This window comes from Pseudomonas spelaei, from assembly GCF_009724245.1.
GTDB classification, from domain to species: domain Bacteria; phylum Pseudomonadota; class Gammaproteobacteria; order Pseudomonadales; family Pseudomonadaceae; genus Aquipseudomonas; species Aquipseudomonas spelaei.
In genome coordinates, this window is record NZ_WNNK01000008.1 from 191024 (window position 1) to 217152 (window position 26129).

The following is a 26129-nucleotide window of genomic DNA, read 5'->3' on the forward strand; positions in this document are numbered from 1 at the left end:
ACGGCACAATCCCTCTAGAACAAGGGTCGCAAGAGAGAGGGATCAGCCAACAGAAAGGGAGGTAAAGCGATTAAACGGTGCAGATACGCTCAGCAACGGTGCAGCTCATCCTGTACACAATCAACTGTTTGCAGGAGCAGACGTGCTCCTGCAACACAACCCATCGAGGTCAGCTCAGCTCAATACGATCCGCGTGGATCACAATGTGCCCCTGCTTGTAGAGCGCACCGATGGCCTTCTTGAAATTGCCTTTGCTGACGCCGAACAAACTGCTGATCAAGGCCGGATCGCTTTTATCGCTGACCGGCAGCGTGCCGTTGTTGTCACGCAACTTGGCGAGGATCTTCGAGTTCAGGCTGGAGGCCGCCTCTTCACCCACCGGCTGCAGGCTCAGGCTGATGTTGCCGTCAGCGCGAATCTCTTTGATAAAGCCTTTCTCTTCCTTGCCCGGACGCAGGAACTTGAACACTTCGTTCTTGTGGATCAGGCCCCAGTGCTTGTTGTTGATGATCGCCTTGAAGCCCATATCGGTGGCTTCGGCAACCAGCAGATCAACTTCCTGGCCGACTTTGTAGTTGGCCGGGGTCTTGTCCAGGTAGCGGTCAAGACGTGCAGTGGCGGTAATGCGCTTGGTGTGTTTGTCGAGGTAGACGTGCACCACGCAGTATTCACCGGCGCTCATCTGGCGCTTTTCTTCGGAATACGGCAGCAACAGATCCTTGGGTAATCCCCAGTCCAGGAACACACCGATGCTGTTGACTTCAACCACTTTCAGACTGGCAAATTCACCCACCTGTACTTTTGGTTTTTCGGTGGTGGCGATAAGTTTGTCATCGCTGTCCAGATAAATAAAAACGTTCAGCCAGTCTTCATCTTCACTGGGAATATCTTTGGGAATATAACGATTAGGCAAGAGGATTTCGCCCTCTTGATCACCGTCCAGGTACAAACCAAAGTTAGTGTGTTTAACCACTTGCAAGCTGTTGTAGCGTCCGACTAAAGCCATTTCCAATACCCTCGTTACGTGGGCGGCATTCTACCCGAGTTTGACGGCAACGGAGCCCCGAGCAAGTCTGCAGCCCTGAAAAATCACGGTCTGGGCCGGCCTTTTCCCACTAGGCCTCCGCTCGTCTGATCAGCACGGTACATTTCGCTGATGTTCGAGGTCATTTTCACCCATGGGTTTCTAGTTAAAACAGCGAGTTAGGCGTTTATTTCAAACATCAACTTGGGCATTCCAGAAGAGTGCCGCTTATTTCAGGGGGATATTTGTCAAGCAATTGTCAAGCTTTTCATGTACGATAGCTGGCCAAGTTAATTTTCTACAGGTTAGTGGCCGCCATGCGTGTAAAAGCATCCAACAGCAAAGCAAAGCCAGCTCCCGCCGTTGAAACCAGCGAATCGATCAACAGCCAGATTGCTGCTTTCCTCAAGTCCGGTGGCGAAATCCAGCAGATTGCCAAAGGCGTGAGCGGCCAGACTTTCGGCCCGTCCAAGCAGATCACCCTGGGTAAAAAGTAATACCCCGCGCGTGACACCTGGTCCCTAAGCGCTTTGCCTTCCAAGGCGCTAGGACTAGGGCCCGAAATACCCCCCTTGATCCGCCTTCTATTGTGCTAATCGACGAACGGGCCTCATCGCCAGGCTTTCGCCGGTATGCTTGCACACGTCTAAATCGGGCGTTTACCTGATATTTCCCGTTACTGCTCCTCGCTTTCCACGGAGTGACGCGTGCTCAAAACCTGCATTTTCCTGGCCTGTGCTCTGTTGGCCAGCCCCCTTGCCGAAGCGCAGGTTTTCCAGCGTGAACTGGGGGACTTTGACCTCAAGCTAGGCACCACCCCCAGCCGCAGCATGGCCCAAGGCCTGGTCAAACCCACATCTGCCGGTAGCGACTCTTTCCACGGCGGCTTGGACCTGTCCCACGACAGCGGCCTGTACTTCGGCCAATGGTCGCCCAGCATGGGGCTTTCATCGACCACCAACCTTGAAGTCGACTCCTATATGGGCTTCAAGCACCCTTTCGATCAGACCCTGGGCTATGAACTGGGGATGATTCACTACAGCTATCCGAAGTTGAGCCCCCTCGACAGCCAGGAGTTCTATGGCGGGCTGACCCTGCTGGGCAATCGTTTTGGCGCGGCCTTCAGCAACGATCCGGACCGCCGCGACAGCACGCTGTTTGCCGACCTGGGTGGAACTCAACCCTTCGGCATCGGCGTCAGCATCAAGTACACCACCCATCAGTTGGGCAGCCCGGTATCGGTGACTGATGGCGGCTCGATTTCCAGCTTCAGCGACTGGTCAGTGAAATTCTCCCGCCCCGTCATGGGCGTCGACCTGAACCTGATCTACAGCGACTCCAGCCTCAGTGGCGGCGATTGCTCGGCGTACTCCGGACACAACTCGCAATGTGACGGCCTGTTGACCTTGAAGGCCGAGCGGTCGTTTTATTGATGGGCTGAACTGTCGCCGTCATGGCGGGTTCAGATGAACTGTCCCATCTGCGCAAGGACTCGCCCATGCTGCGTCGGTTAAAACCAATCATCGTCCTGCTGACCCTGAGCCTCGTGCTCGCCGGCTGCAATCGGGTAGGCCTGGCCTATCGCAACCTCGACATCATTATCCCCTGGAGCCTCAACGACTACCTGGACATGAACGCCGGGCAAAAGAGCTGGTTCAACGACACCCTCAAGGAACACCTCGCCTGGCATTGCACCACGCAACTGCCAGGCTACCTGGATTGGCTGGATCGTCTGCAGCAGATGGTCGACAACAATCAGGTCACCGACGTCGCCCTGCAAACCCGCACCGAAGAAGCCAAGCAGGCGATCGCCGAAGTCGCCCGGCAAATCACGCCTTCAGCGATCGAACTGTTGCGTGGGTTGGACGATCAGCAGGTCAATGACATGAAACAGGCACTGGCGAAGGATCTGCGCAAACGCCAGGACGAATACCTCAAGCCATCACTGGAACAGCAAATCAAAGAGCGTGGCGAGCGCATGATCAAGCGTCTGGATACCTGGCTCGGCTCGCTCAGCCCCAGCCAACAGCGGCGAGTGATGGCTTGGTCGACAGCCCTGGGTGAACAGAACCAGCAGTGGATCGGCAATCGTGCCCATTGGCAGGCGCAGTTCATCGCGGTGGTTGAGCAACGCCAGAGCAGTGACTTCCCGCAGAAAATGCAGCAATTACTGGTGGACCGACAAAGCCTGTGGACCCCGGATTACCGGCAAGCCTATGCCCAGACGGAACAGGCTGCCCGCAGCCTGATCGTCGACCTGATGGCCGAAAGCACCGTGCAACAACGCCAGAAGCTGGCGCAGAAGATCGACAAGGTGCGCAGTGATTTCAAAGCGCTCAAGTGCTTGAGGAGCGTCTCAGTTTAGAACCACAGACGCAGGCCCACGACCCAACGCAGCTCACTGCGATCCTCACCCTCCTCACTCGCGTAATCGGCACTCGCCCCATAGGAACGGTTCCAGGTGACACCGATGTAGGGTGCAAACTCGCGGCGAATTTCGTAACGCAGCCTGAGCCCGATCTCGCTGTCCGCAAGGCCGGAGCCAATACCACGTTGTGGGTCATTTTTCCCGTAAAAGTTGACCTCGGCCGTCGGCTGAAGCACCAGCCTGTTGGTCAGCAGAATGTCGTAATCACCCTCCAGACGTGCGGCAGTCTGGCCAGCTTCACCGACAAACACTGTCGCCTCGGCTTCAAAGTTGTACAGGGCCATGCCTTGGAGGCCAAAAGCCGCCCAGCTTTCACTGTCTCCTGGCTTGAAGTCCTGCCGTAGACCGCCCACCAGATCCCACCAAGGGCTGATGGCGTGCCCCCACAACGCCTGGATCTCGGCTTTTTCAGTCCGCCCCCTCGCCCGCTCACCTTCAGTGCGCAACCACAGGCGATCGACATCACCGCCCACCCAACCTTTAGCGTCCCAACTCAAGGCACTGCCATCGTCCGAACCTTGCCATTCCAGTTGATTGATCAAAAACAGCGAGTTGATCCCGCTGTCATGAATCATATGCCCGCCGGGTGCGTCGTAAACCGCAGCACGATCCGCGTCGGTCAACGCGGGAATCGGCGTACGGCTTTGGCTTGTAGCCGGTACCTTGGGTGAGTGGCTCATGCCAGACATGGCGCTGTGATCCATCGACTCACTCGCGGCCAACACGACAGGTGCAAGGGTCAGCGCAGCAAACACCATTGAAGCGGGATAAAAAATGCGGGTCATGGTCGGCTCCTCACTCGTGCACGCGGACTTCACGGAACATGCCCATTTCCATGTGGTACAGCAGGTGGCAGTGGTAAGCCCAACGGCCAAGGGCGTCAGCCGTCACGCGGTAGCTACGTCGCGAGCCTGGCGGCATGTCGATGGTGTGTTTACGCACCATGAATTGGCCGTTTTCGTCCTCCAGGTCGCTCCACATGCCGTGCAAGTGAATCGGATGGGTCATCATGGTGTCGTTGACCAGGACCAACCGGACCCGTTCGCCATAGGCCAGCCTTAGCGGTTCGGCGTCAGAGAACTTCACGCCATCGAAGGACCAGGCGAACTTTTCCATATGCCCAGTGAGGTGAAGCTCAACGGTGCGGCTGGGCTCTCGGCCATCCGGGTCTTCGAAGGTGCTTCGCAGGTCGGCGTACGTCAGCACCCGACGGCCGTTGTTTCTCAGCCCAATGCCAGGATCGTCGAGCTTGGGCGAGGGGTTCATCGTTTGCATATCCACTAGCGGGTTGTTCTTTTCAGAGTCCGGATGGCCCTGCATCGACATCCCCGCCATACCGCCCATGGCGCTGTGATCCATGCCCTGCATTTGGCTATGGTCCATGCCACCCATGCCCATGTCGTCCATGGTCAGCCAGGGGCGTGGATCCACAGGAGGAACCGGTGCCAGCAAGCCGGCCTGGCGGGTGAGCGTGCCTCGGGCATAGCCGGTTCTGTCCATTGATTGGGCAAAGAGTGTGTACACCGCCTCGGTGGGTTCGACGATCACGTCATAGGTTTCGGCCACGGCGATCCTGAACTCGTCGACACCGACCGGTTTCACGGGTTGACCATCCGCTGCCACGACCGTCATTTTCAGGCCCGGGATGCGCACATCAAAGTAGGTCATGGCCGAACCATTGATGAAGCGCAGGCGGATTTTTTCCCCTGGCCGAAAGAGTCCCGTCCAGTTCTGGTCCGGGGCCTGGCCGTTGATCAAGTAGGTGTAGGTCGCGCCGCTGACATCGGCCAGGTCCGTGGGATTCATCTTCATCCCGGCCCACATGGCCCGGTCAGCCACCGTTGCCGACCAGCCCTGCTTGCCGACATCCCGAATGAAGTCGCCGACAGTGGGCTTATGGAAGTTGTAATAATCGGACTGCTTTTTCAGGGTTTTCATCAGCGCGACGGGGTCTTCATCCGTCCAATCGCTGAGCATCACCACATAGTCACGATCGTAAGTGAACGGTTCGGGTTCTTTGGCATCAATCACCAGCGGGCCATAGACCCCTTGCTGTTCCTGAAAGCCGGAGTGGCTGTGGTACCAGTAAGTCCCATGCTGGTTGACCTTGAACTGGTAGACATACACGCCCCCCGGCTCGATACCCTTGAAGCTCAGCCCAGGCACGCCATCCATGTTGGCCGGCAAAATAATCCCGTGCCAATGGATCGACGTAGCCTCGGCCAGGCGGTTCCTCACCCGCAGGGTCACCGTGTCCCCTTCACGCCAGCGTAAAAGCGGCCCCGGCAAACCGCCGTTGATGGTCAGCGCAGTGCGCACAGTACCGGTGATATTGACGGGCGTCTGGCCAATGAACAGGTCGAATTCGGTGCCCGCCAGCACCGTGGGTTGTCCGGGGCTGGCGACGGCCCAGACAGGCGCCGGCCACAGCCCGAGCCCGCCCAGAAGACCGCCAGCAGCCAAGCCTTTGACGAACGTTCGCCGAGAAGTGTTGGAGTGCATACCGATTCAAGCCCTGTCAGTCGAGTGCTTGAAGGTTAGAGTTCGGCAGCTGTCAGCTGACTGAGCGCTACATTACCGATTGGTCAGCTTCAACGGCGCAAACCCAGCAGTAAGCGCCGCCAAAACCAAAAGCTGAGGGCGAAAAAAAACCGGACATCGTCCGGTTCTTTTATGGGTCAAGCCTTACTCAGCAGCAGGCGCCTCTGGCTTGCGGCGCTTGAGCGGGGCCATACCGTCCTTGCTGACCAACGACAGGTTGTCGGTCTTCGGCCGGTTGGCGATCTTGCGCTTGGTCGGCGACTTGGCGCCGGTTTTCTTCTTGTCGCCCTTGGCATCGACCTTTTTCTTCTTCACGCCAACAGCCTTGCCCGACGCCTTGACCTTTTTCGGTCCACCGTAGGTGCCTTTGACTTCCTTGATCGTGCGGCGCTCGAAGGACTGCTTCAAATAGCGCTCGATGCTCGACATCAAGTTCCAGTCACCGTGGCAGATCAGCGAGATGGCCAGGCCATCGTTGCCGGCGCGACCAGTACGACCGATACGGTGCACGTATTCGTCGCCGCTGCGAGGCATGTCGAAGTTGATCACCATGTCCAGACCTTCCACGTCCAGGCCGCGGGCGGCCACGTCGGTGGCAACCAGGATCTTCACGCCCCCTTGCTTGAGGCGGTCGATGGCCAGCTTGCGGTCCTTCTGGTCTTTTTCACCGTGCAGGACAAACGTCTTGTACTCCTGCGCCACCAGGCGACCGTAGATACGGTCAGCCATGGCCCGGGTGTTGGTAAAGACGATGGCCTTCTGGTAGGTCTCGTTAGCCAGCAACCAGTTGAGGATCTGTTCTTTGTGTACGTTATGGTCAGCGGTGATGATCTGCTGCCGGGTGGTCGAATTCAGGTCACTGACGTTGTTGACCTGCAGGTGCTCAGGGTTGTTCAGGACCTTGGCGACCATCTCGCGCAGGGTCGAGCCACCGGTGGTGGCAGAGAACAGCATGGTCTGCTGGCGATTGGTGCACTCTTCCACCAGGCGCTGAACATCGTCGGCAAAGCCCATGTCGAGCATGCGGTCGGCTTCGTCGAGGACCAGCACTTCAACTTCCTTGAGGTCCAGGTTGCCGGCGTTCAGTTGCTCGATCATCCGGCCCGGCGTGCCGATCAGAATGTCCGGCACCTTGCGCAACATGGCGGCCTGGACCTTGAAATCTTCCCCGCCGGTGATCAGGCCGGACTTGATGAACGTGAACTGGGAGAAGCGTTCAACTTCCTTCAAGGTCTGCTGGGCCAGCTCGCGGGTCGGCAGCAGGATCAGGGTCTTGATGCTGACACGGACTTTCGCCGGGCCAATCAGACGGTTGAGGATCGGCAAAACGAAAGCAGCGGTCTTGCCGCTACCGGTTTGTGCCGTCACCCGCAGGTCACGCCCTTCGAGCGCGAGCGGGATGGCCGCTGCTTGCACAGGCGTTGGCTCGACAAATTTAAGCTCGGCCACGGCTTTGAGCAGGCGTTCGTGCAGGGCGAATTGGGAAAACACGGGTGCTACCTCGAAGAAATACAAAAAAACAGCTGCATAGGGTAACGGTTTCGGGCGCTCAGGCCGAGTTTCTTTACGCGAACAACGCTAATCAGGTGCTTTTTTGTCAGGGGATTTGTCCGCAACACTAACTTTGAAGCACTTCAATGCTCTAATCGCCCCGTCAGTCCTACAGAAGAATCGCGTTAACCCATGGATATCAAACAGCTCTGGCTCAACGTCCAAGACCTCTGGGGCGCCCTCGACCAACACCCGCTGCTGCATTCAAGCCTGGCACTGGTGGTGTTGCTGGTGGTGGCCCTGCTGCTCGGACGGGTGGCACGTTATCTCATCCTCCACGCCGTCAAACTGCTGGGGCGCCAACCTGCCCTGCACTGGCTCAACGACCTGCGGCACAACAAGGTCTTCCATCGCCTGGCGCAGATGACCCCATCCCTGGTGATTCAGTTCGGCCTGTACCTGGTGCCGGAGCTGAGCAAGACCAGCACGCTGTTCATCGGCAACGTCGCCCTGGCGTTCACCATTCTGTTCCAGGTCCTGGCCCTGAGCGCCCTGCTCAATGCCCTCCTGGACATCTATGCCCGCACCGAACACGCCCGCACCCGCTCCATCAAGGGCTATGTGCAACTGGCAAAAATGGTGCTGTTCGTATTTGGCGCCATCATCATCGTCGCGACCTTGATCGATCGCTCGCCGCTGTTACTGCTCTCGGGCCTGGGCGCCATGTCTGCGGTGATTCTGTTGGTCTATAAGGACACCCTGCTGTCGTTCGTCGCCAGCGTGCAACTGACCAGCAATGACATGCTGCGGGTCGGCGACTGGATCGAAATGCCTCAGGTCGGCGCCGACGGCGATGTGGTGGACATCACGCTGCACACGGTCAAGGTGCAGAACTTCGACAAGACCATCGTCTCCATCCCCACCTGGCGCCTGATGTCCGAGTCGTTCAAGAACTGGCGCGGTATGCAGGCCTCGGGCGGGCGGCGGATCAAGCGCAGCCTGTTTATCGACGCCAGCGGTGTGCGGTTCCTGCGGGACGATGAAGAGGTAAGCATGACCCAGGTGCACCTGCTGAGCGATTACATCAGCCGCAAGCAGGCAGAATTGAAAGCCTGGAACGAAGCCCAGGGGCACAGCGCGCAATTGACCACCAACCGCCGGCGAATGACCAACCTGGGAACCTTTCGTGCCTATGCCCTGGCCTATTTGAAAAGTCATCCGGACATCCAGCCGAACATGACCTGCATGGTCCGCCAGATGCAGACCACCGCCCAGGGCGTACCTCTGGAAATCTACTGCTTCACCCGCACCACGGCGTGGGCTGACTACGAACGGATCCAGGGCGATATCTTCGATTATTTGCTGGCGGTGCTGCCGGAGTTTGGCCTGAGCCTGTACCAGCAACCCAGCGGCAATGACTTGCGGGCCAGCCTGTTTCCGGTAAAACAGAACACCAGGGCTATGGAAGCCCTGGAAAACTGATATCGACAACTGCGAGGGGCGCTACGAAAGCTGGAACTGCGGATCGCCCGTCAGTTTGAACAGCCATTGAGCGCCCTCAGGCCAGGCGCCGTAACCGCTTTGGCCGTTGATATGGCCAGCATCGTCCAACCAGACCAGCTCACTGCCCCAGGCGTGAGCGAAGATCTTGGCCCGCTCCTGGGTGACATACGGATCGTCGGTGCTCGCCACCACGATCGTGGGAAACGGCAGGCGCTGCGTCGACATCGGCACAAACCCCGTGGTCCCCGGCGGATAGCTGTCCGCCTCGGTATCACTCGGCGCCACCAGCAACGCGCCTCGCACCTTGCGCGCCTCGGGATACTGCTGAGCCCAGAGGGTAATCAAGGTGCAGGCCAAACTGTGGCCGACCAGCACGACTTCACCCTCGGCCGCCACTATTGCCTGATTCAGGCGCTCTACCCAATCGGCCGCGACCGGGGTTTCCCAGTCCTGTTGCTCAACCCTGTGCAGACCTGAAAACTGCCGCTCCCACTGCGACTGCCAATGGGCTTCACCCGAATTGAACAGGCCCGGCAAGATCAAAACTCCAACTGTCATATTTCTGCTTCCTTTTAGAAAACCAGTAAGACTGATTACGTCGCCGACTGTATGCCTGGCCCGGACTTCATACCCAACCGGCTGATCCACACCGCCGCCAGAATCACCATCCCGCCAAGGAACAAACGCCCCAAAGGCTCATGCTGGTTCCAGATCAGCAGGTTGAGCAGCAAGCCTACCGGCACATGCAGATTGTTCATCACCGCCAGGGTGCCGCCGTTGACCAGGCAGGCGCCTTTGTTCCACCAGTACAACCCCAACGCAGTGCTGACCAGGCCGAGGAACACCAGAACGCCCCATTGCAATGGCGCCTCCGGCAAGAAATTGGCCTTGCCGAATAGCAGGAACGCCGGCAACGCCACCGCCAATGCCCCCAGGTAGAAGTAGCCAAACCGCCGATAGTGCGGCAGATCGCTGGGATGACGGGCCACCAGATGCTTATAAAGCACCTGCCCGGCGGCATAGGTGAAGTTGGCCAGTTGCAGCAGCAGAAAGCCCATAAAGAAGTTAGGGGTGATCTGGTCAAAGCGAATCACTGCCGCTCCCGCTACCGCCACCAAGGCCGCAATCAGTGCCCAAGGGTTGAAACGCCGATTCAAGGCATCTTCGATCAGGGTCACATGCAGCGGTGTCAGGATGGTAAACAGCAACACTTCCGGTACCGTCAGCACACGAAAGCTCAAGTACAGGCAGACGTACGTCACGCCAAATTGCAGGGCGCCGATCAGCAACATACCGCGCATGAACGCGGGCTCCACCGAGCGCCAGCGGGTCAACGGAATAAACACCAGGCCCGCCAGCAGTACGCGCACCAATACCGCGAAGTAACTGTCGACGTGCCCCGCCAGGTACTCGCCGATCAAGCTGAAGGAAAATGCCTGGATCAGGGTGACAATCAGTAGGTAGCCCATGTTCGCCTCATATCGAATGGGCGGGACCTTAGCGGTTTTCGAACACTTGCGAAACTCAAGGCAAAAAAAACCCGATCTCGCTAAAGCGTCAATCGGGCAGGAGCACTCAGGAGCTACAAGTGCAAAGGGAGGTTCGATACGCGTACTTGAAGGGTTGCGTGGCCTTATATAAACAGCGGGCGATTATCTGACGATTAACAATCAGGCCACTTGGGCCAGCAATGCCTTGGCCTGGTTCAGGCCCTTTTCCTGGAAGTCGCCGCCCATGTTCACCCCTTCGGCGTGAATGAAGGTGACATCGTGGATCCCGACAAAGCCCATGACCTGGCGCAGGTAAGGTTCCTGATGGTCGCTGGCGCCACCGGCATGAATGCCACCCCGTGCGGTCAGGACAAAGGCGCGCTTGCCATTGAGCAAACCCTGGGGACCGGTGGCGGTGTACTTGAAGGTCACACCGGCCCGCAGCACGTGATCCAGCCAGGCCTTGAGGGTGCTGGGAATGGCGAAGTTGTACATCGGAGCGGCCATCACCAGAACGTCGGCGGCCAGTAACTCATCGGTCAACTCATTGGAGCGGTCCAGGGAGGACTGTTCGATATCGTTGCGTTGTTCGACCGGCTTCATCCAGCCACCCAGCAAGTTGGCGTCCAGGTGCGGCACCGGGTTGATGGCCAGGTCACGCACGGTGATCTGATCGGCCGGATGGGCGACCTGCCACTGGCTGATGAACTGCTGGGTCAGTTGGCGGGAGATTGAATCCTGCTGGCGGGCACTGCTTTCGATGATCAGAACACGGGACATGGCTATGTAGGCTCCATCGGTAAATGCTGTAAGTCGATGGAGTGAAGGTTAAACAGAGCTCATTCGATAAAAAAGCGTAAAAAACTGCTATAACCCATCTATAAATTTGTTTATAAGCGGAGTATTGCTGTAGGCGTGCTCCGCTTATGCGTTATTTCGGTGCGCAGGTCAGGGCGATGCGCATCTTGATAATGTCGCGGGTGAACTTGGCCGTGGTGTTGGTGCTCTTCCCCGCCGGGACCGTGACTTGGCGAGTGCGAGGGGATTCCGGGCCGTTGGTGAAGACTACCTTGCACACCGCGTCGTTGGTGCCGTAGTTATTGAGTTGGATCGAACTGATATCACCGTCAACGTCAGACGCTTTGTAGTCGACACTGACGCCCTCGATTTTTTTCGTCACGTCGATGGGATAGGCAAACGCACTTAACGGCAGCAGCGTCAGCAGCACACAACAGAATTTTCTCATTCGGCAGTCTCCAGTAAGGACTGTCAGCTTAGGACAAGAGGAGCTCATCTTGAAAGCGCCCCGCGTTACCCTTGATCAATGGCGCACGCTGCAGGCCGTGGTCGACCATGGCGGCTTTGCCCAGGCGGCCGAAGTACTGCACCGTTCGCAATCCTCGGTGAGCTACACCGTGGCCCGTATGCAGGACCAATTGGGCGTGCCGCTGCTGCGCATCGACGGGCGCAAGGCCGTGCTGACCGAAGCCGGCGAAGTGCTGTTGCGCCGCTCGCGGCAACTGGTGAAAAACGCCAGCCAGTTGGAAGACCTGGCTCATCATATGGAGCAGGGCTGGGAAGCCGAAGTACGACTGGTGGTCGACGCCGCCTACCCCAATGCCCGGCTGGTGCGCGCCCTGACCGCCTTTATGCCGCAAAGCCGTGGCTGCCGTGTGCGCCTGCGCGAAGAAGTGCTGTCCGGCGTCGAGGAACTGCTGATCGACGGCATGGCAGACCTGGCCATCAGCGGCTTCATCATTCCTGGCTACCTGGGCACCGAAATGAGCGACGTGGAATTTATCGCCGTGGCCCATCCAGAGCATCCGTTGCATCGACTGAACCGTGAATTGAGCTTCCACGACCTGGAAAGCCAGATGCAGGTGGTAATCCGCGATTCCGGCCGCCAGCAGCCGCGAGACGTCGGATGGCTCGGCGCCGAACAACGCTGGACCGTCGGCAGCCTGCCCACCGCTGCCACCTTCGTCAGCAGCGGCCTGGGCTTTGCCTGGCTGCCGAGGCACATGATCGAACGCGAACTCAAGGAAGGGCTGCTCAAGCAGCTACCCTTGGAGAAAGGCGCCAGCCGCAACCCGACGTTTTACCTGTATTCAAACAAGGACAAACCCTTGGGCCCGGCCACGCAGATTCTCGTCGAGTTGCTGCGTACCTTTGACACCGCACCGCTGGACGCCCCCTTTGCCGCACCGCAGCAAGCCTGAACAGGAGTTCATCGATGGCCTATTTCGAACATGAAGGTTGCACCCTGCATTACGAGGAATATGGTCATGGCACACCGCTGATCCTGATCCACGGCCTGGGCTCCAGTTGCCTGGATTGGGAGTTGCAGGTGCCGGTGCTGGCACAACATTATCGACTGGTGGTCGTGGATATCCGTGGTCACGGCCGCTCCGACAAGCCCCGGGAGCGCTACAGCATCCCTGGGTTTACCGCCGACCTGGTGGCGCTGGTCGAACATCTGCATCTGACGCCTGCCCACGTAGTGGGCCTGTCCATGGGCGGCATGATCGCCTTCCAACTGGCGGTGGATGAGCCTCAGTTGGTCAAGAGCCTGTGCATCGTCAACAGCGCGCCTCAGGTCAAGGTCCGCACCGCCAGCGATTATTGGCAATGGGCCAAGCGCTGGAGCCTGGCGCGAATCCTGAGCTTGAACACCATCGGCAAAGCCTTGGGCACGATGCTTTTTCCCAAACCTGAGCAGGCCGAACTGCGGCGCAAGATGACCGAACGCTGGGCAAAAAACGACAAACGTGCTTACCTCGCCAGCTTCGATGCGATTGTCGGCTGGGGTGTACAGGAACGACTTTCCAGGATCACCTGTCCAACCCTCGTCGTCAGCGCCGACCACGACTACACCCCGGTGGCGCAGAAAGAAATCTATGTAAAACTGCTGCCTGATGCGCGGCTGGTGGTGATCAACGATTCCCGCCATGCAACGCCCTTGGATCAACCCGACGTCTTCAATACCACCTTGCTCGATTTTCTGAATACAGTCGAAACCACTACCCAGGATCACTGACCCATGCTGAAAAAAATCGCATTCTTTGCAGGCTCCGTTCTGTTTGCCGCCAACCTGATGGCTGCTGAACCTGCCAAGGCGCCCCACGTATTGATCACCACCACCAATGGCGATATCGAAATCGAACTGGACCCGGTCAAGGCTCCGATCAGCACCAAGAACTTCCTGGCCTATGTCGACAAGGGCTTCTACACCAACACCATTTTCCACCGGGTGATCCCGGGTTTCATGGTCCAGGGTGGCGGGTTCACTACGCAAATGTCGCAAAAACCAACCGAAGCACCGATCAAGAACGAAGCCAGCAATGGCCTGCATAACGTGCGTGGCACCTTGTCCATGGCCCGTACCAACGACCCGAACTCGGCCACCAGCCAGTTCTTCATCAACGTTGCGGACAATGCATTCCTTGATCCAGGCCGCGATGCCGGGTACGCAGTCTTCGCCAAAGTCGTCAAAGGCATGGACGTGGTCGACATCATCGTCAATTCGCAAACCACCACCAAACAGGGCATGCAAAACGTGCCAATCGATCCTGTCCTGATCAAGTCGGCCAAGCGCATCGACTGAGGTCTACAGGGAGTTTCGCGCGGCGCTCACAAGGCCCCGCGCGTATTTGAACAGGAGAGCCCGCCCGGCGGGCGTCAGACCTAATGCTCTATCGTCGTTTTGAACAACTGATCGATATTTTCCGCGACGCCCCCACTGCGTCTCCTCCCGATACAGTCCTGCCGTTCTATCTCTATTACCTGCGTCAGGTGTGGCCATGCTTTGCCGCGCTGCTGGTAGTGGGCCTGATCGGCGCGCTGATCGAAGTGGCGCTGTTCAGCTACCTGAGCCGCATCATTGACCTGGCCCAGGGCACGCCGCCGCCCGATTTCTTCCAGATTCACGCCACCGAGTTGATCTGGATGGCCGTGGTCGCCTTGCTGCTGCGCCCGATCTTCGGCGCCCTGCATGACTTGCTGGTGCACCAGACCATCAGCCCCAACATGACCAGCCTGATCCGCTGGCAGAACCACAGCTATGTACTCAAGCAGAGCCTGAACTTCTTCCAGAACGATTTTGCCGGGCGTATTGCCCAACGCATCATGCAAACCGGCAACTCCCTGCGGGACTCCGCAGTAGCGGCCGTGGATGCCATCTGGCACGTGGCAATCTACGCCATCAGCGCCCTGGTGCTGTTCGCCGAGGCCGACTGGCGCCTGATGATTCCATTGGTCACCTGGATCGTCTGCTACAGCCTGGCTTTGCGTTACTTCGTGCCTCGGGTCAAGGAGCGCTCGGTGATCTCCTCTGAAGCGCGCTCCAAACTGATGGGCCGGATCGTTGATGGCTACACCAACATCACCACCTTGAAGCTGTTCGCTCACACCCATTTCGAGCAGAACTACGCCAAGGAAGCCATCATCGAGCAAACCGAGAAAACCCAACTGGCCAGCCGCGTCGTCACCAGCATGGACGTGGCGATCACCACCATGAACGGCCTGCTGATCGTCACCACCACGGGCCTGGCCTTGTGGCTGTGGACCCAGTCGCTGATCTCCGTCGGCGCCATTGCCCTGGCGACTGGCCTGGTGATTCGGATCGTCAACATGTCCGGCTGGATCATGTGGGTGGTCAACGGCATTTTCGAGAACATCGGCATGGTCCAGGACGGCCTGAAAACCATCGCCCAACCGGTCGCCGTCACCGACGTGGAAAATGCCCAGCCCCTGAGCGTGCCCCACGGCGAAGTGCGTTTTGAGCAGGTGGATTTTCACTACGGCAAGAAAAGCGGAATCATCGGCGGTCTGAACCTGGAGATCAAAGCCGGGGAAAAAATCGGCCTGATCGGCCCGTCCGGTGCGGGCAAGTCCACGTTGGTGAACTTGCTGCTGCGCCTGTATGACCTGCAAGGCGGGCGCATCCTGATCGACGGCCAGAACATCGCCGAGGTTGCCCAGGAAAGCTTGCGCGAACAGATCGGCATGATCACCCAAGACACCTCATTGCTGCACCGTTCGATCCGCGACAACCTGTTGTACGGCAAGCCCGACGCCACCGACGAAGAGCTTTGGGCCGCCGTGCACAAGGCCCGCGCCGATGAGTTCATCCCGCTGTTGTCGGACTCCGAAGGCCGCACCGGCCTGGATGCCCATGTCGGCGAACGAGGTGTGAAACTCTCCGGCGGCCAGCGCCAGCGGATTGCGATTGCCCGGGTACTGCTCAAGGATGCGCCGATCCTGATCATGGACGAAGCCACCTCGGCCCTCGACTCGGAGGTGGAGGCGGCGATCCAGGAAAGCCTGGAAACCCTGATGCAAGGCAAGACCGTAATCGCCATCGCCCACCGGCTCTCGACCATTGCCCGGATGGACCGGTTGGTGGTGCTGGAAAAGGGGCAGATCGCCGAAAGCGGCAGCCATGCCGAACTGCTGGCTCATCGCGGGTTGTATGCGCGGTTGTGGCAGCACCAGACGGGAGGCTTTGTAGGAATCGACTGACGCCAACTGTCTCAAAATCCGAACAATTCTGACAGTTTTTCTCTATCAAACTGGTCATACGCCATAATCCTGCTGTACTGCAATCAGGATTCAGGAGGATCCTGACATAAGCGGCAAGGAAGCTTCACCGACCAGTTAATCAGATAGAGCAATCTATTAAGGACGTGTTCATGTCTTCTCTGTTCAAACGTTCCGTTACGGAAGGATTAGGTACGTTTTGGCTGGTGTTGGGCGGCTGCGGGAGTGCGGTATTGGCCGCATCGTTCCCCAACGTCGGGATCGGTCTACTCGGTGTGGCCCTGGCATTCGGGCTCACCGTGCTGACCATGGCCTATGCCATCGGACATATCAGCGGTTGTCACCTAAACCCGGCAGTATCCGTGGGGCTGGTAGTGGGCGGGAGGTTCCCGGCCAAGGAGTTACCGGCGTACATCGTCTCTCAGGTTATCGGCGCCATCGTCGCAGCCGCGCTGTTGTACTTCATTGCCAGCGGCAAACCGGGCTTTGAACTGGCCGGCGGCCTGGCATCCAATGGCTATGGCGAGCATTCACCGGGTGGTTACTCGATGGCAGCGGGCTTTGTCACTGAGTTGGTGATGACGGCGATGTTTGTGCTGATCATCCTCGGCGCCACCGACCGTCGTGCTCCAGCTGGCTTGGCGCCGATTGCCATTGGCCTGGGGCTGACGCTGATCCACCTGATCTCGATCCCCGTCACCAACACCTCGGTCAACCCGGCTCGCAGCACTGGCCCGGCGCTGATTGTCGGCGGTTTGGCACTCCAGCAGTTGTGGATGTTCTGGATCGCACCGATCCTCGGTGCAGTGGTCGGCGGTGTGGTTTATCGCTGGTTGGGCAAAGAAGAGAAAGCCTGAAGCAAACGGGTTCAGCCCTGCCGATAAGGCAGGGCTGTTCTCGCCTCTTCGGCATACGCCAAAATCCCCACCCGCTCCCGCTCCAGAAAGTCTGCCACTGCCGTCTTCAAACCGGGATGGCGCAGGTAGTGCCAGGAATGGGTGATGACCGGCTCAAACCCACGAATCAGTTTGTGCTCACCCTGGGCACCGGCGTCGAACCGCTGCAAACCGTGGGCAATCGCGTAATCCATACCTTGATAGAAGCAAGTCTCGAAATGCAGGCGGTCGAACTCCGCCAGGCATCCCCAGTAACGCCCATAAAAACTGCCGCCGCCGATCAGGCTGAACGCCATCGCTACGGGCCGTGATCCTTGTTTGGCCAGCACCACGCGAATCGCTTCGGGCATGCGTTCGGCCAATAGACTGAAAAAGTCTCGGGTCAGGTAAGGCGATTGTCGGCGCACGGCGTACGTGTTCGCGTAGCAGGCATAGACAAAATCCCATTGCGCCTCGCTCAGCTCATGACCTTGCAACCACTCGAACTCGATGCCCTGCCCCGCGACCTGTTCGCGCTCCTTGCGCATCTGCTTGCGCTTGCGCGAACTCAACGCGTCGAGAAAGTCCTGAAAGTCTCGATAACCACGGTTCTGCCAATGAAACTGACACCCCAATCGCTGCAACCAGCCCGTCTGCTGGGCCAGGGCGCTATCGGCCAACGCATCGGTGAAGTTGATATGGGCACTGGAAAGACCTTCGATTTCCAGATAGCCCGGCAGGCTTTTGAGCAGTTCAAAACCGTCCTCGACACTCGCCGCCAGCAGCCGTGGGCCGCTGACCGGACTGAAAGGAACGGCCGTCAGGAGTTTGGGGTAGTAGTCGATACCGGCACGCTCGCAAGCATCGGCCCAACCATGGTCGAAGACATACTCACCATAAGAATGCCACTTGCGATAGCTGGGCAGCGCGGCGATCAGGCGTCCGCTTTCATAATGCAGCAGGTGCTCGGGCTGCCAGCCGGAGTGTGGGCCGAGGCTGGCACTGTCTTCCAGAGCGCTGAGGAAGGCGTGGCGCAAAAAAGGCTGGTCGGAGGGGACCAACGCATTCCACGCTTCGGGGGCAATTTCGGACAGGCTATTCAAACGTTGTAACGGCATCCGCTTCCCCGATGATCACTGCTGGTAGACGGGGCGAGTATCGCAGCTCCTGCACTTTCACGGCCATAAAAAAACCCCGCCAAACGGCGGGGCAAACAAACGAGGAGCGCTTTAACGGATGAAGGAAGAGCGCTTTGAAGCGGTGTTGCAGGTTGCTTAAAACACGTACTGCACGCGAGCTACAAAGTTGTCACCGCTGTCATCGCCATTGGCGTTCTTGATCCTGTCGGTGCTGACTTTGACGTAGTTGGCCGAGACCTTGACGGACTCGTTGGCATACCAGTTAACCCCAATGGTGTTCAAGTTGGCCTTGGCGTCGCCGGTTTCACGGGTGGCGCTGTTGCGAACGACGTTCTTGTCATCAACACTGATGTTGTCGTAGCGATAGAACACTTCCCACGCGCCATACTGCTTGTTCTCGGGCTTGATGGTGTCGAACTTGGCACCGTCGAGTTTGTAGACACGGGCTTCGCCGGTCAGGGTGTAAGCCACTTGGCCGTAGAAACCGGTGGCTTTCACATCCTGGTAGGCGCTGCTGTCGGCCTTCATTTTGCGATTCAGGTATTCCGCCTGCAGGGACAACGGGCCGGTGGCAAAAGCGAATTCGCCGCCAAACACGGTGTCAGTGTCGTAGGCATCAGTGCTGGTCAAGTTGCCGGAGTCCAGACCCACACCGCCGCCAAAGGTGGCGCGGTTACCGTTGGTGCCAGCATCGTTGCCGCCGGAGGTAGACACACCACGTGCACCGAGGCGAGGACGGATACGAGAGTCGAATGCGGTGTCTTTCAAATCACGTACCGCGACATCCAGGCCCACGTGCAAGACATTGCCGGTTTCATGCATCGGCGCAAACACCGCACGGCCGTTAAATTGCTTCACGCCCTTGCCGTCCTTGTCGTTGATGTCCTTGGACGCAACGCTGGCGGACAGGTAAGCCATGTCGGCCACTACCGAACTGACCTGAATGCCCATGCCGTTTTCGTGGGAGTTGATCCAGTCAGCCAATTCGTAGGCCGAGTTACGCTCGATACCCGTGACCCACTTGGAGCTGGTGGCTTTTTCCAGGCCGAAATCTGCGTCGAAGCGCCCCACACGAATGGTGACCGGCTTGAAGCCCACGTAAGACATCGACGCTTCGTCGAAGTAGCCGTCGTCGGAATTACCCGAGTTATGGGAGAAGTCGTAGTTGACCTGGTATTTGAAATCCTTGTACAGGGTACCGCCCAGCTCCAGGTAGGCACGACGGAAGTAAGTGGCATCCGCCGAGTCGCCGTTCTTGGTGTAAAAGCCATCAAACGTGCCGTAATCGGCCTGCAGACGACCGCCCAGCTTGAAGCTGAAATTCTGGTCGGTAGTCGCAATCTCAAGGCCGCCCTTGGTTTTGACCACGATATCGGCGCCGTCAGTAGTGACAGTACCTGCGAAAGCCTGGGCGGTAACCGCCAGGGCCAGAGCGCTGGCCGCAAAACCGGCGAAGTGCTTACGGATCATCGAAGATTTCCCCTAATTGATGGTCTTGTGCATTGGCAAAACACGCGGACTAGAGCCGCTTGTGTTGGGTGGGGATCTTGGCGAGGGGATATTTCAGCCGGGTTGCTGCAACATAAAGATTTTGTTACATGGGAACTTTTTTATAGCCAATAGAAATAAGCGCAACGCCACGCCCTGCAAGCGTTTCGCGGACAAAATTGGCAAAAATGCCAAATGAAACAAAATGTAAAAACACTGACAAAAATGAAATCTTTTTTAATCAGGTGATTTTTCAAGCGAAAAAAAACCCGCGTCTGAAGCCGACGCGGGTTGGGGTGCTACTGTGAAAACTGTCAGATTACTGCGGGTCGCGAGAACGCTCGGCGGCCAAGCGTTCAGCCAATTCGTCGACATCCGGCACAGGTGGCTCGGGCATGATGCGCAAGGTCGCTTGCATCAAGCGCATCTGGCGGATAAAACGTCGGCATTTGGGGCAGAACATCAGGTGATGGCGCACCAGCAAGCGCTCGCGAAAGGTCAGTTGCCCATCGAGATAGTCACTGGAACGTGCCACTTGTTCTTTACAGGTCAACATTCGCCGGTTTCCTCAAAATGCTCCACAGTGGCGAAGACTTTAAGCCGTGCCCGATGCAGCAGCACACGAACATTGGAGAGCGAGATCTCCAGAAGATTACAAATCTCCTCCAACTCCAGCCCCTGGCGTTCGCGTAACAGCAACACACTGCTTTGCAGCTCGGAAAGGCTCAGCAGCGTGTGCTCCAGGCATTCGCGCAGCTCATTCTCGGTGAGCAACGCTTCAGGCGTGTCCTGATGCCAGGCAAACGGTGCGACCAACCAGTGGCCATCCTCCGGTACGAAGCGATCATCACCGATGGTACCGTGGGGCGACGGCAGGTCATCCAGCAGGACCTCCCGGCGATTTTGTTTGTAACGGCCTTTGGCAGCGTTAGCGGTAATAGTCAGTAGCCAGGTTTTGAGGCTGGAACGCCCCTCGAATTTGCCCAGGTTGCGCACCACCGAGAGCCACGCGTCCTGCACCACTTCATCGGCATGACGCTGCCCAACAATGGCATAGGCAACGGCGCGCATGGCGCTCTGGTAGGTCGCGACCAATTCCTTGTAGGCACGCTGCTCACCCTTGAGCAGTCGTTCGAGCAGGTGCGAGTCGTCCGCTGCTGCCATTCAGACCTCGGTACAAACACATTTCAAGATAAGAACACAGTCAGTGTGGGAGCCGGGCTTGTGTGGGAGCGAGCAAGCCCGCTCCCACACTGACTGCGTCGCTTCGTTAATCAGCGCTTGCGCAGAATCACGCTGCCAATCGAATAGCCCGCGCCAAAGGAGCTGAGTACCGCTACAGCGCCCTTGGGCAAGTCGTCCTGGTAGGTGTGAAACGCAATCACGGAACCCGCCGAACTGGTATTGGCGTAAGTATCGAGGATCACCGGCGCCTCTTCCACCGTGGCTTCGCGACCCAGCAGTTTCTTGACGATCAAGTGGTTCATGCTCAGGTTGGCCTGGTGCAGCCAGAAGCGCTTCACGTCATCCACATTCAACAGGTTTTCGGCCAGGTGCTTGCCGATCAACTCGGCGACCATCGGGCAGACATCACGGAAGACTTTGCGGCCTTCCTGCACGAACAGCTTGTCCGCTGCTCCGATGCCCTCTTCCGCTGCGCGGTTGAGGAACCCGAAGTTGTTGCGGATGTTATTGGAGAACTTGGTCAGCAGCTTGGTGCTGACCACATCGAACTGGTGCTTGGAGGTAGCCAGGTCGGCCCGCTCAAGGATCACCGCCGTCGCTGCATCACCGAAGATGAAATGGCTGTCACGGTCGCGAAAGTTCAGGTGGCCGGTACAAACTTCGGGGTTGACCACCAGGATCGCTCGCGCCTGGCCCAACTGGATGCTGTTGCACGCGTTCTGGATGCCGAAAGTAGCGGAAGAACAGGCCACGTTCATGTCGAAGCCAAAACCCTCGATGCCCAAGGCTTCCTGGACTTCGATGGCGATGGCCGGGTAAGCCCGTTGCAGGTTGGAGCAGGCAACGATCACACCGTCGATATCGGCTGCGGTCTTGCCGGCACGCTGCAAGGCTTGCTCGGCAGCGCCGACAGCCATCTGGCAAAGGACCGACCACTCGTCGTTGGAGCGCTCGGGCAGGCGTGGCGCCATGCGCTGGGGGTCAAGAATACCGGCCTTGTCCATGACAAAGCGGCTCTTGATGCCCGAAGCCTTTTCGATAAAGGCGGCGCTGGATTCAGTCAGTGCCTGCACTTCACCGCGCTCGATGGCCGCTGCGTTATCCAGGTTGAACTGTTGTACGTAAGCATTGAAAGACTGCACCAGCTCTTCGTTGGAGATGCTGTTGGCCGGGGTGTACAGGCCTGTGCCGCTGATGACGACGTTATGCACGGTCGTTCCTCTAAATCTATTCAGGCAGATGGCATTGGTACCGTCGTACCAAACCGTAAGTAGTTCTATTGCGCCCAGCGGACATCAAACCGGAAACGCTTTATTCCATCGCGTCGCGGCTGCACCAGCCCTTCTCGACGATCCCGGCATTTATAACAGCGAAGTTTGCCATAAAGCGGGGGGTTTGGCGCCAGTTGCAACGTACACCTGCCCCCCGGGCGTACGATCAGGCTTCCACCAGGCTCCATTGTTTGCTCAAACGCTTGTCGGAAATGGGCACTTTGGTCCCCAACTGCTGGGCAAACAACGAGACCCGGTACTCTTCCAGCCACCAGCGGTATAACTCTAGCTGAGGATCGCGCTTGCCTTCCTGGGTGTGTTTGTTCAGGCGCGACTGATACTGGCTCCATAGCCCACCCAACTCGGTACTCCAGACCCGATCCTTCTGCACCTGGCTCGGCAATTTCTCCAGGCGTAACTCGATGGCCTTGAGAAAGCGCGGCAATTCCTTGAACCACTGGGCTGGGGTTTCCCGCACAAAGCCCGGGTACACCAGGTTGCTCAGTTGCTGCTTGATGTCATTGAGGGCCACAGCCTGGGCCAGGTCAATCTTGCCTTTGAAGCGTTTTTGCAGACCGTGCCACAGCTTCAGTACCTCAAGGGTCAAGCGTGCCAGGCGTTCGGCATGTTCGGTCCAACTGCCGCGTTTTCGCTCGGCCAAGGCAGCCAGACCAGCACCATCACGAGGCAGGCTGGCTTCTCCTTCCAGCACGCAGCTGTCGAGGCTGGCCAGCAGAATGTCTTCCACCAAGGCATCGATGCGCCCCAGTTCGCGGTACATCAACCCCAACTCGGTCAGACCGGGCAATTTACCCCGCAGGAATTTGGCCGGTTCCGCCAATTGCTGCATCAACAGCCGCTGCAAAGCCCGGCGGTGCTGGAATTCGGCTTCAGCAGCGGTGGAGAAACGTCCTTCCTTGACCGTGCCGTTCTCCTCCACCAACGCCGGATAGACCGTCATCGACAGCCCGGCGATCTTCTGCTGAGTCTTCTCGGCCACCGCCGCAAACACTTTGGCTTCCACCGGCTGCTGGCTTTTTGCGGACTGAGGCACGGCCAAGGCCGCCTGGCTGGCTTCGGCGAAGCGCGCCGTCAGTTCGGCCAGGTCACGACCTTCGCCGAGGAACTTGCCCTGGCCGTCGACCACTTCCAGGTTCATCTTCAGGTGGTTTTCCACCTGCTGGGCAGCTTCAGCCCAGGCTTCATCGCTGACCCGTGCCCCCGTCATGCGCAACAACTCGCGCCCCAAGGCCTGAGGCAGCGAACCCTGGGCAAACTCGATGCGTTGCAGCGCCGCCTTGACGAAGTCCGGCACCGGCACAAAGTTCTTGCGCAGGGCCTTGGGCAAGTTGCGCACCAGGGCGACGCATTTGGCCTCAATTACACCCGGCACCAGCCATTCCAGGCGCTCGGCAGGCAGCGCCGGCAACAGCGGTGCCGGCACGCGCAAGGTCACGCCATCGCGAGGATGGTTAGGTTCGAAGTGATAACTCAAGGCCAAGGCCAGGTCGCCCAGGTGCAAGGTGTCGGGGTAATGCGCAGCGGTGACCTCACTGGCCTCGCGAGCCAGCACGTCTTCTTCGCGCATGATCAACAGTTGCGGGTCTTTCTGGCTGTTGACCTTGTACCAACTGTCAAAAGTCGCGGTCTGGTGAATCTCCGCCGGCAAGCGCGCATCATAGAACGCGAACAGGGTTTCTTCGTCCGCCAGGATGTCACGACGGCGAGCCTTGGCTTCCAGTTCGTCGAGCTGCTCCAGCAGTTGCTGATTGGCCGTCAGGCACTTGGCCCGCGACTGAATCTCGCCGCGCACCAAACCCTCGCGGATAAACAACTCGCGAGAGGTCACCGGATCAATCGGTCCGTAATGCACCGGCCGACGACCGACCACGATCAGCCCGAACAACGTGATCTGCTCAAACGCCACGACCTGTCCGCGTTTCTTCTCCCAATGGGGCTCAAAGTGGTTTTTCTTGATCAGGTGCCCGGCCAACGGCTCGATCCAGTCGGCGTCGATCTTGGCCACCATCCGCGCATAGAGCTTGGTGGTTTCCACCAGCTCGGCGGTCATCAGCCATTGCGGACGCTTCTTGCCGATGCCCGACGAAGGATGAATCCAGAAGCGTCGCTGGCGAGCGCCAAGGTAGTCACCGTCTTCGGTTTTCTGGCCGATCTGGCTCAGCAAGCCCGAGAGCACTGCCTTGTGCAGTTTCGGGAAATCCGCCGGCTCTTTATTCAACGTTAGCTGCATATCACGGCAGATCAGGCTCAACTGACGATGGGAATCACGCCACTCGCGCAAACGCAGGTAGTTAAGGAAATTCTTGCGGCACCAGTTACGCAGTGGACTCGCAGTCAGCTCCTGGCGCTGCTCTTCAAAGCCACGCCACAGATTGACCAGCCCGGCGAAGTCCGAATCGGGGTCTTTCCATTGCGCGTGAGCCTGGTCGGCGGCTTGCTGACGCTCCGGCGGACGCTCGCGCGGGTCCTGGATCGACATGGCACTGGCGACGATCAACACTTCCTGCAAACTGCCGAGCTTGGCGGCTTCCAGCAACATGCGACCCATGCGCGGGTCCACTGGCAAACGCGCCAACTGCCGGCCCATTGGGGTCAACTGGCTGTTGCGGTCCACCGCCGACAACTCTTGCAGCAGATTGAAACCATCGCTGATGGCCTTGCCATCCGGTGGTTCGATAAACGGGAAGTCGGTGATTTCACCCAGCCGTAGGTGCAGCATCTGCAGGATCACTGCGGCCAGGTTGGTGCGCAGGATTTCCGGATCGGTAAACTCCGGCCGTCCAACAAAGTCTTCCTCGCTGAACAGGCGCACGCAGATGCCCGGCTCGACCCGCCCGCAACGACCTTTACGCTGGTTGGCACTGGCCTGGGAAATCGCCTCGATCGGCAGGCGCTGAACCTTGGCACGGTAGCTGTAGCGACTGATGCGAGCGGTGCCACTGTCAATCACATAGCGAATGCCCGGCACGGTCAGCGAAGTTTCGGCGACGTTAGTCGCCAACACCACGCGGCGGCCCGGGTGGGACTGGAAAATCCGCTGCTGTTCGGCCGGTGACAGCCGTGCGTACAGCGGCAGGATTTCCGTGTGCTTGAGCTGGGCCTTGCGCAGCATATCGGCAGCATCACGAATCTCACGCTCACCCGGCAAAAACACCAGCACATCACCGGGGCTCTTGCGCTCGCTGCGTTCAAACGCAGCGATTTCATCGAGGGTAGCCAGGATCGCCTGATCCACGGTCAAGTCATCCTCGACGCGATTGCCCTCCTCGTCCTGCTCCAGCGTCAGCGGGCGGTACCAGGTTTCCACCGGGAACGTACGACCGGACACCTCGACTATCGGTGCATCATCGAAATGCTTGGAAAAGCGCTCCAGGTCGATGGTGGCCGAAGTGATGATGACTTTCAGGTCCGGACGACGCGGCAGCAGGGTTTTCAGGTAACCCAGCAGGAAGTCGATGTTCAAGCTGCGTTCGTGAGCTTCGTCGACGATGATCGTGTCGTAGCGCTCCAGGTAACGGTCGTTCTGGGTTTCCGCCAGCAAGATACCGTCGGTCATCAGTTTGATCAGGGTGTTGGAGTCGCTTTGGTCTTCGAAGCGCACCTGATAGCCCACCAACGACCCAAGCGGCGTGGCCAACTCCTCGGCAACCCGGCTCGCCACGCTGCGCGCAGCAATCCGCCGAGGCTGGGTGTGGCCGATCAAGCCATATTGACCACGACCGATCTCCAGGCAGATCTTCGGCAACTGTGTGGTCTTACCCGAGCCGGTCTCACCGGCGATGATCAACACCTGATGCTTGAGCAGCGCGTCCTTGATTTCATCGCGCTTGGCGGCAATCGGCAGGCTATCGTCATAACGAATCAGCGGCAGGCTGGCACGCCGCACTGTCACCTGGGCGCAGGAGGCCTGCACCTTCGTCACCCACTGCGCAAGTTTCTCCTCATCAGGTTTCTTGCGTAGCTCAAGCAGTTGCCGACGCAAGCGGTGGCGGTCGGCGAGCATGGCGTGATCGAGGCTTTTCAGCAGTTGGTCGATAGCGGGCGCTTGGTCAGTCATCAGGTGGGCAAAGGTCTTCTTTGGGAGGCAGGTAAGCCTTGGGTGACTTAGTTGACAAATTCAGCAGTGGATTGTCGC

23 protein-coding genes are annotated in these 26129 nt (G+C 58.5%); 9 read left to right on the forward strand and 14 right to left on the reverse strand.

Going from position 1 to position 26129, the window contains the following annotated elements:
* Positions 1–169: 169 nt before the first annotated feature.
* A complete protein-coding gene (locus GNF76_RS12020) occupies positions 170–1006 on the reverse strand; it encodes a CvfB family protein (protein ID WP_155583368.1) in 837 nt (278 codons plus the stop codon).
* A gap of 335 nt (positions 1007–1341) precedes the next feature.
* Between GNF76_RS12020 and GNF76_RS12025 the strand changes: the two genes are divergently transcribed.
* From GNF76_RS12025 to GNF76_RS12035, 3 genes are all read left to right on the forward strand, one after another.
* Positions 1342–1521, forward strand: a complete 180-nt coding sequence (locus GNF76_RS12025; RefSeq protein WP_034146402.1) for a hypothetical protein — start codon at positions 1342–1344, stop codon at positions 1519–1521.
* Between the two features lie 210 nt (positions 1522–1731).
* Positions 1732–2457, forward strand: coding sequence for a TorF family putative porin (locus GNF76_RS12030; protein ID WP_178123292.1), 726 nt, complete (start codon positions 1732–1734; stop codon positions 2455–2457).
* Positions 2458–2522: 65 nt separating this feature from the next.
* Positions 2523–3389 carry a DUF6279 family lipoprotein gene (locus GNF76_RS12035; RefSeq protein ID WP_155583369.1) on the forward strand — a complete coding sequence of 289 codons (867 nt, stop codon included), beginning with the start codon at positions 2523–2525 and terminating at the stop codon, positions 3387–3389.
* On the opposite strand, the gene GNF76_RS12040 is transcribed toward GNF76_RS12035, so the two are convergent.
* The 3 genes from GNF76_RS12040 to GNF76_RS12050 form a co-directional block, all read right to left on the reverse strand.
* A complete protein-coding gene (locus GNF76_RS12040; RefSeq protein WP_155583370.1) occupies positions 3386–4237 on the reverse strand; it encodes a copper resistance protein B in 852 nt (283 codons plus the stop codon). The two genes, GNF76_RS12035 and GNF76_RS12040, sit on opposite strands and share 4 nt — an antisense overlap.
* Before the next feature lie 10 nt (positions 4238–4247).
* A complete protein-coding gene (locus GNF76_RS12045) occupies positions 4248–5954 on the reverse strand; it encodes a copper resistance system multicopper oxidase (RefSeq protein WP_155583371.1) in 1707 nt (568 codons plus the stop codon).
* A 183-nt stretch (positions 5955–6137) separates the two neighbouring features.
* Entirely contained in the window at positions 6138–7484 is a 1347-nt protein-coding gene (locus tag GNF76_RS12050) for a DEAD/DEAH box helicase (protein WP_178123293.1), read from the reverse strand.
* 192 nt (positions 7485–7676) lie between these two features.
* On the opposite strand from GNF76_RS12050, the gene GNF76_RS12055 reads away from it, so the two are divergent.
* The gene (locus GNF76_RS12055; protein WP_155583373.1) at positions 7677–8966 is read left to right on the forward strand and encodes a mechanosensitive ion channel family protein; all 1290 of its coding nucleotides are present in this window, start codon (positions 7677–7679) and stop codon (positions 8964–8966) included.
* Positions 8967–8987: 21 nt separating this feature from the next.
* Here the strand turns inward: GNF76_RS12055 and GNF76_RS12060 are convergent, their stop codons facing one another.
* The 4 genes from GNF76_RS12060 to GNF76_RS12075 form a co-directional block, all read right to left on the reverse strand.
* Positions 8988–9545, reverse strand: a complete 558-nt coding sequence (locus GNF76_RS12060; RefSeq protein WP_155583374.1) for an RBBP9/YdeN family alpha/beta hydrolase — start codon at positions 9543–9545, stop codon at positions 8988–8990.
* A 35-nt stretch (positions 9546–9580) separates the two neighbouring features.
* A complete protein-coding gene (locus tag GNF76_RS12065; protein ID WP_155583375.1) occupies positions 9581–10456 on the reverse strand; it encodes a carboxylate/amino acid/amine transporter in 876 nt (291 codons plus the stop codon).
* Positions 10457–10657: 201 nt separating this feature from the next.
* A complete protein-coding gene (locus tag GNF76_RS12070) occupies positions 10658–11257 on the reverse strand; it encodes an FMN-dependent NADH-azoreductase (RefSeq protein ID WP_155583376.1) in 600 nt (199 codons plus the stop codon).
* A 151-nt stretch (positions 11258–11408) separates the two neighbouring features.
* Positions 11409–11723, reverse strand: coding sequence for a 3-phosphoglycerate kinase (locus GNF76_RS12075; RefSeq protein ID WP_155583377.1), 315 nt, complete (start codon positions 11721–11723; stop codon positions 11409–11411).
* Between the two features lie 49 nt (positions 11724–11772).
* On the opposite strand from GNF76_RS12075, the gene GNF76_RS12080 reads away from it, so the two are divergent.
* From GNF76_RS12080 to aqpZ, 5 genes are all read left to right on the forward strand, one after another.
* Entirely contained in the window at positions 11773–12696 is a 924-nt protein-coding gene (locus GNF76_RS12080) for a PA3225 family LysR-type transcriptional regulator (RefSeq protein ID WP_155583378.1), read from the forward strand.
* A 14-nt stretch (positions 12697–12710) separates the two neighbouring features.
* Positions 12711–13514: an alpha/beta fold hydrolase gene (locus tag GNF76_RS12085; protein ID WP_155583379.1), complete on the forward strand. Its 804-nt coding sequence runs from the start codon at positions 12711–12713 to the stop codon at positions 13512–13514.
* A gap of 3 nt (positions 13515–13517) precedes the next feature.
* On the forward strand, positions 13518–14081 hold the full coding sequence (locus GNF76_RS12090) for a peptidylprolyl isomerase (RefSeq protein WP_155583380.1): 564 nt from the start codon (positions 13518–13520) through the stop codon (positions 14079–14081).
* An 83-nt stretch (positions 14082–14164) separates the two neighbouring features.
* Positions 14165–15997, forward strand: a complete 1833-nt coding sequence (locus tag GNF76_RS12095; protein ID WP_155583381.1) for an ABC transporter ATP-binding protein — start codon at positions 14165–14167, stop codon at positions 15995–15997.
* A gap of 170 nt (positions 15998–16167) precedes the next feature.
* Positions 16168–16872 (forward strand): aquaporin Z, encoded by a 705-nt coding sequence (gene aqpZ, locus GNF76_RS12100; RefSeq protein ID WP_155583382.1) that lies wholly within the window; start codon positions 16168–16170, stop codon positions 16870–16872.
* 11 nt (positions 16873–16883) lie between these two features.
* On the opposite strand, the gene GNF76_RS12105 is transcribed toward aqpZ, so the two are convergent.
* The 6 genes from GNF76_RS12105 to hrpA form a co-directional block, all read right to left on the reverse strand.
* Positions 16884–18008, reverse strand: coding sequence for a GNAT family N-acetyltransferase (locus GNF76_RS12105; RefSeq protein WP_155583383.1), 1125 nt, complete (start codon positions 18006–18008; stop codon positions 16884–16886).
* Between the two features lie 156 nt (positions 18009–18164).
* Positions 18165–19499 (reverse strand): OprO/OprP family phosphate-selective porin, encoded by a 1335-nt coding sequence (locus tag GNF76_RS12110; protein WP_155583384.1) that lies wholly within the window; start codon positions 19497–19499, stop codon positions 18165–18167.
* Between the two features lie 337 nt (positions 19500–19836).
* Complete coding sequence (locus GNF76_RS12115; protein ID WP_155583385.1) at positions 19837–20073, reverse strand: anti-sigma factor family protein; 237 nt, start codon at positions 20071–20073, stop codon at positions 19837–19839.
* Positions 20067–20681 carry an RNA polymerase sigma factor gene (locus GNF76_RS12120; RefSeq protein WP_155583386.1) on the reverse strand — a complete coding sequence of 205 codons (615 nt, stop codon included), beginning with the start codon at positions 20679–20681 and terminating at the stop codon, positions 20067–20069. Before GNF76_RS12120 ends, GNF76_RS12115 begins: the two co-directional genes overlap by 7 nt.
* A 110-nt stretch (positions 20682–20791) precedes the next feature.
* Positions 20792–21913 carry a beta-ketoacyl-ACP synthase III gene (locus tag GNF76_RS12125; protein ID WP_178123294.1) on the reverse strand — a complete coding sequence of 374 codons (1122 nt, stop codon included), beginning with the start codon at positions 21911–21913 and terminating at the stop codon, positions 20792–20794.
* Between the two features lie 226 nt (positions 21914–22139).
* Positions 22140–26051, reverse strand: coding sequence for an ATP-dependent RNA helicase HrpA (gene hrpA / locus GNF76_RS12130; RefSeq protein WP_155583388.1), 3912 nt, complete (start codon positions 26049–26051; stop codon positions 22140–22142).
* Positions 26052–26129: the final 78 nt, after the last annotated feature.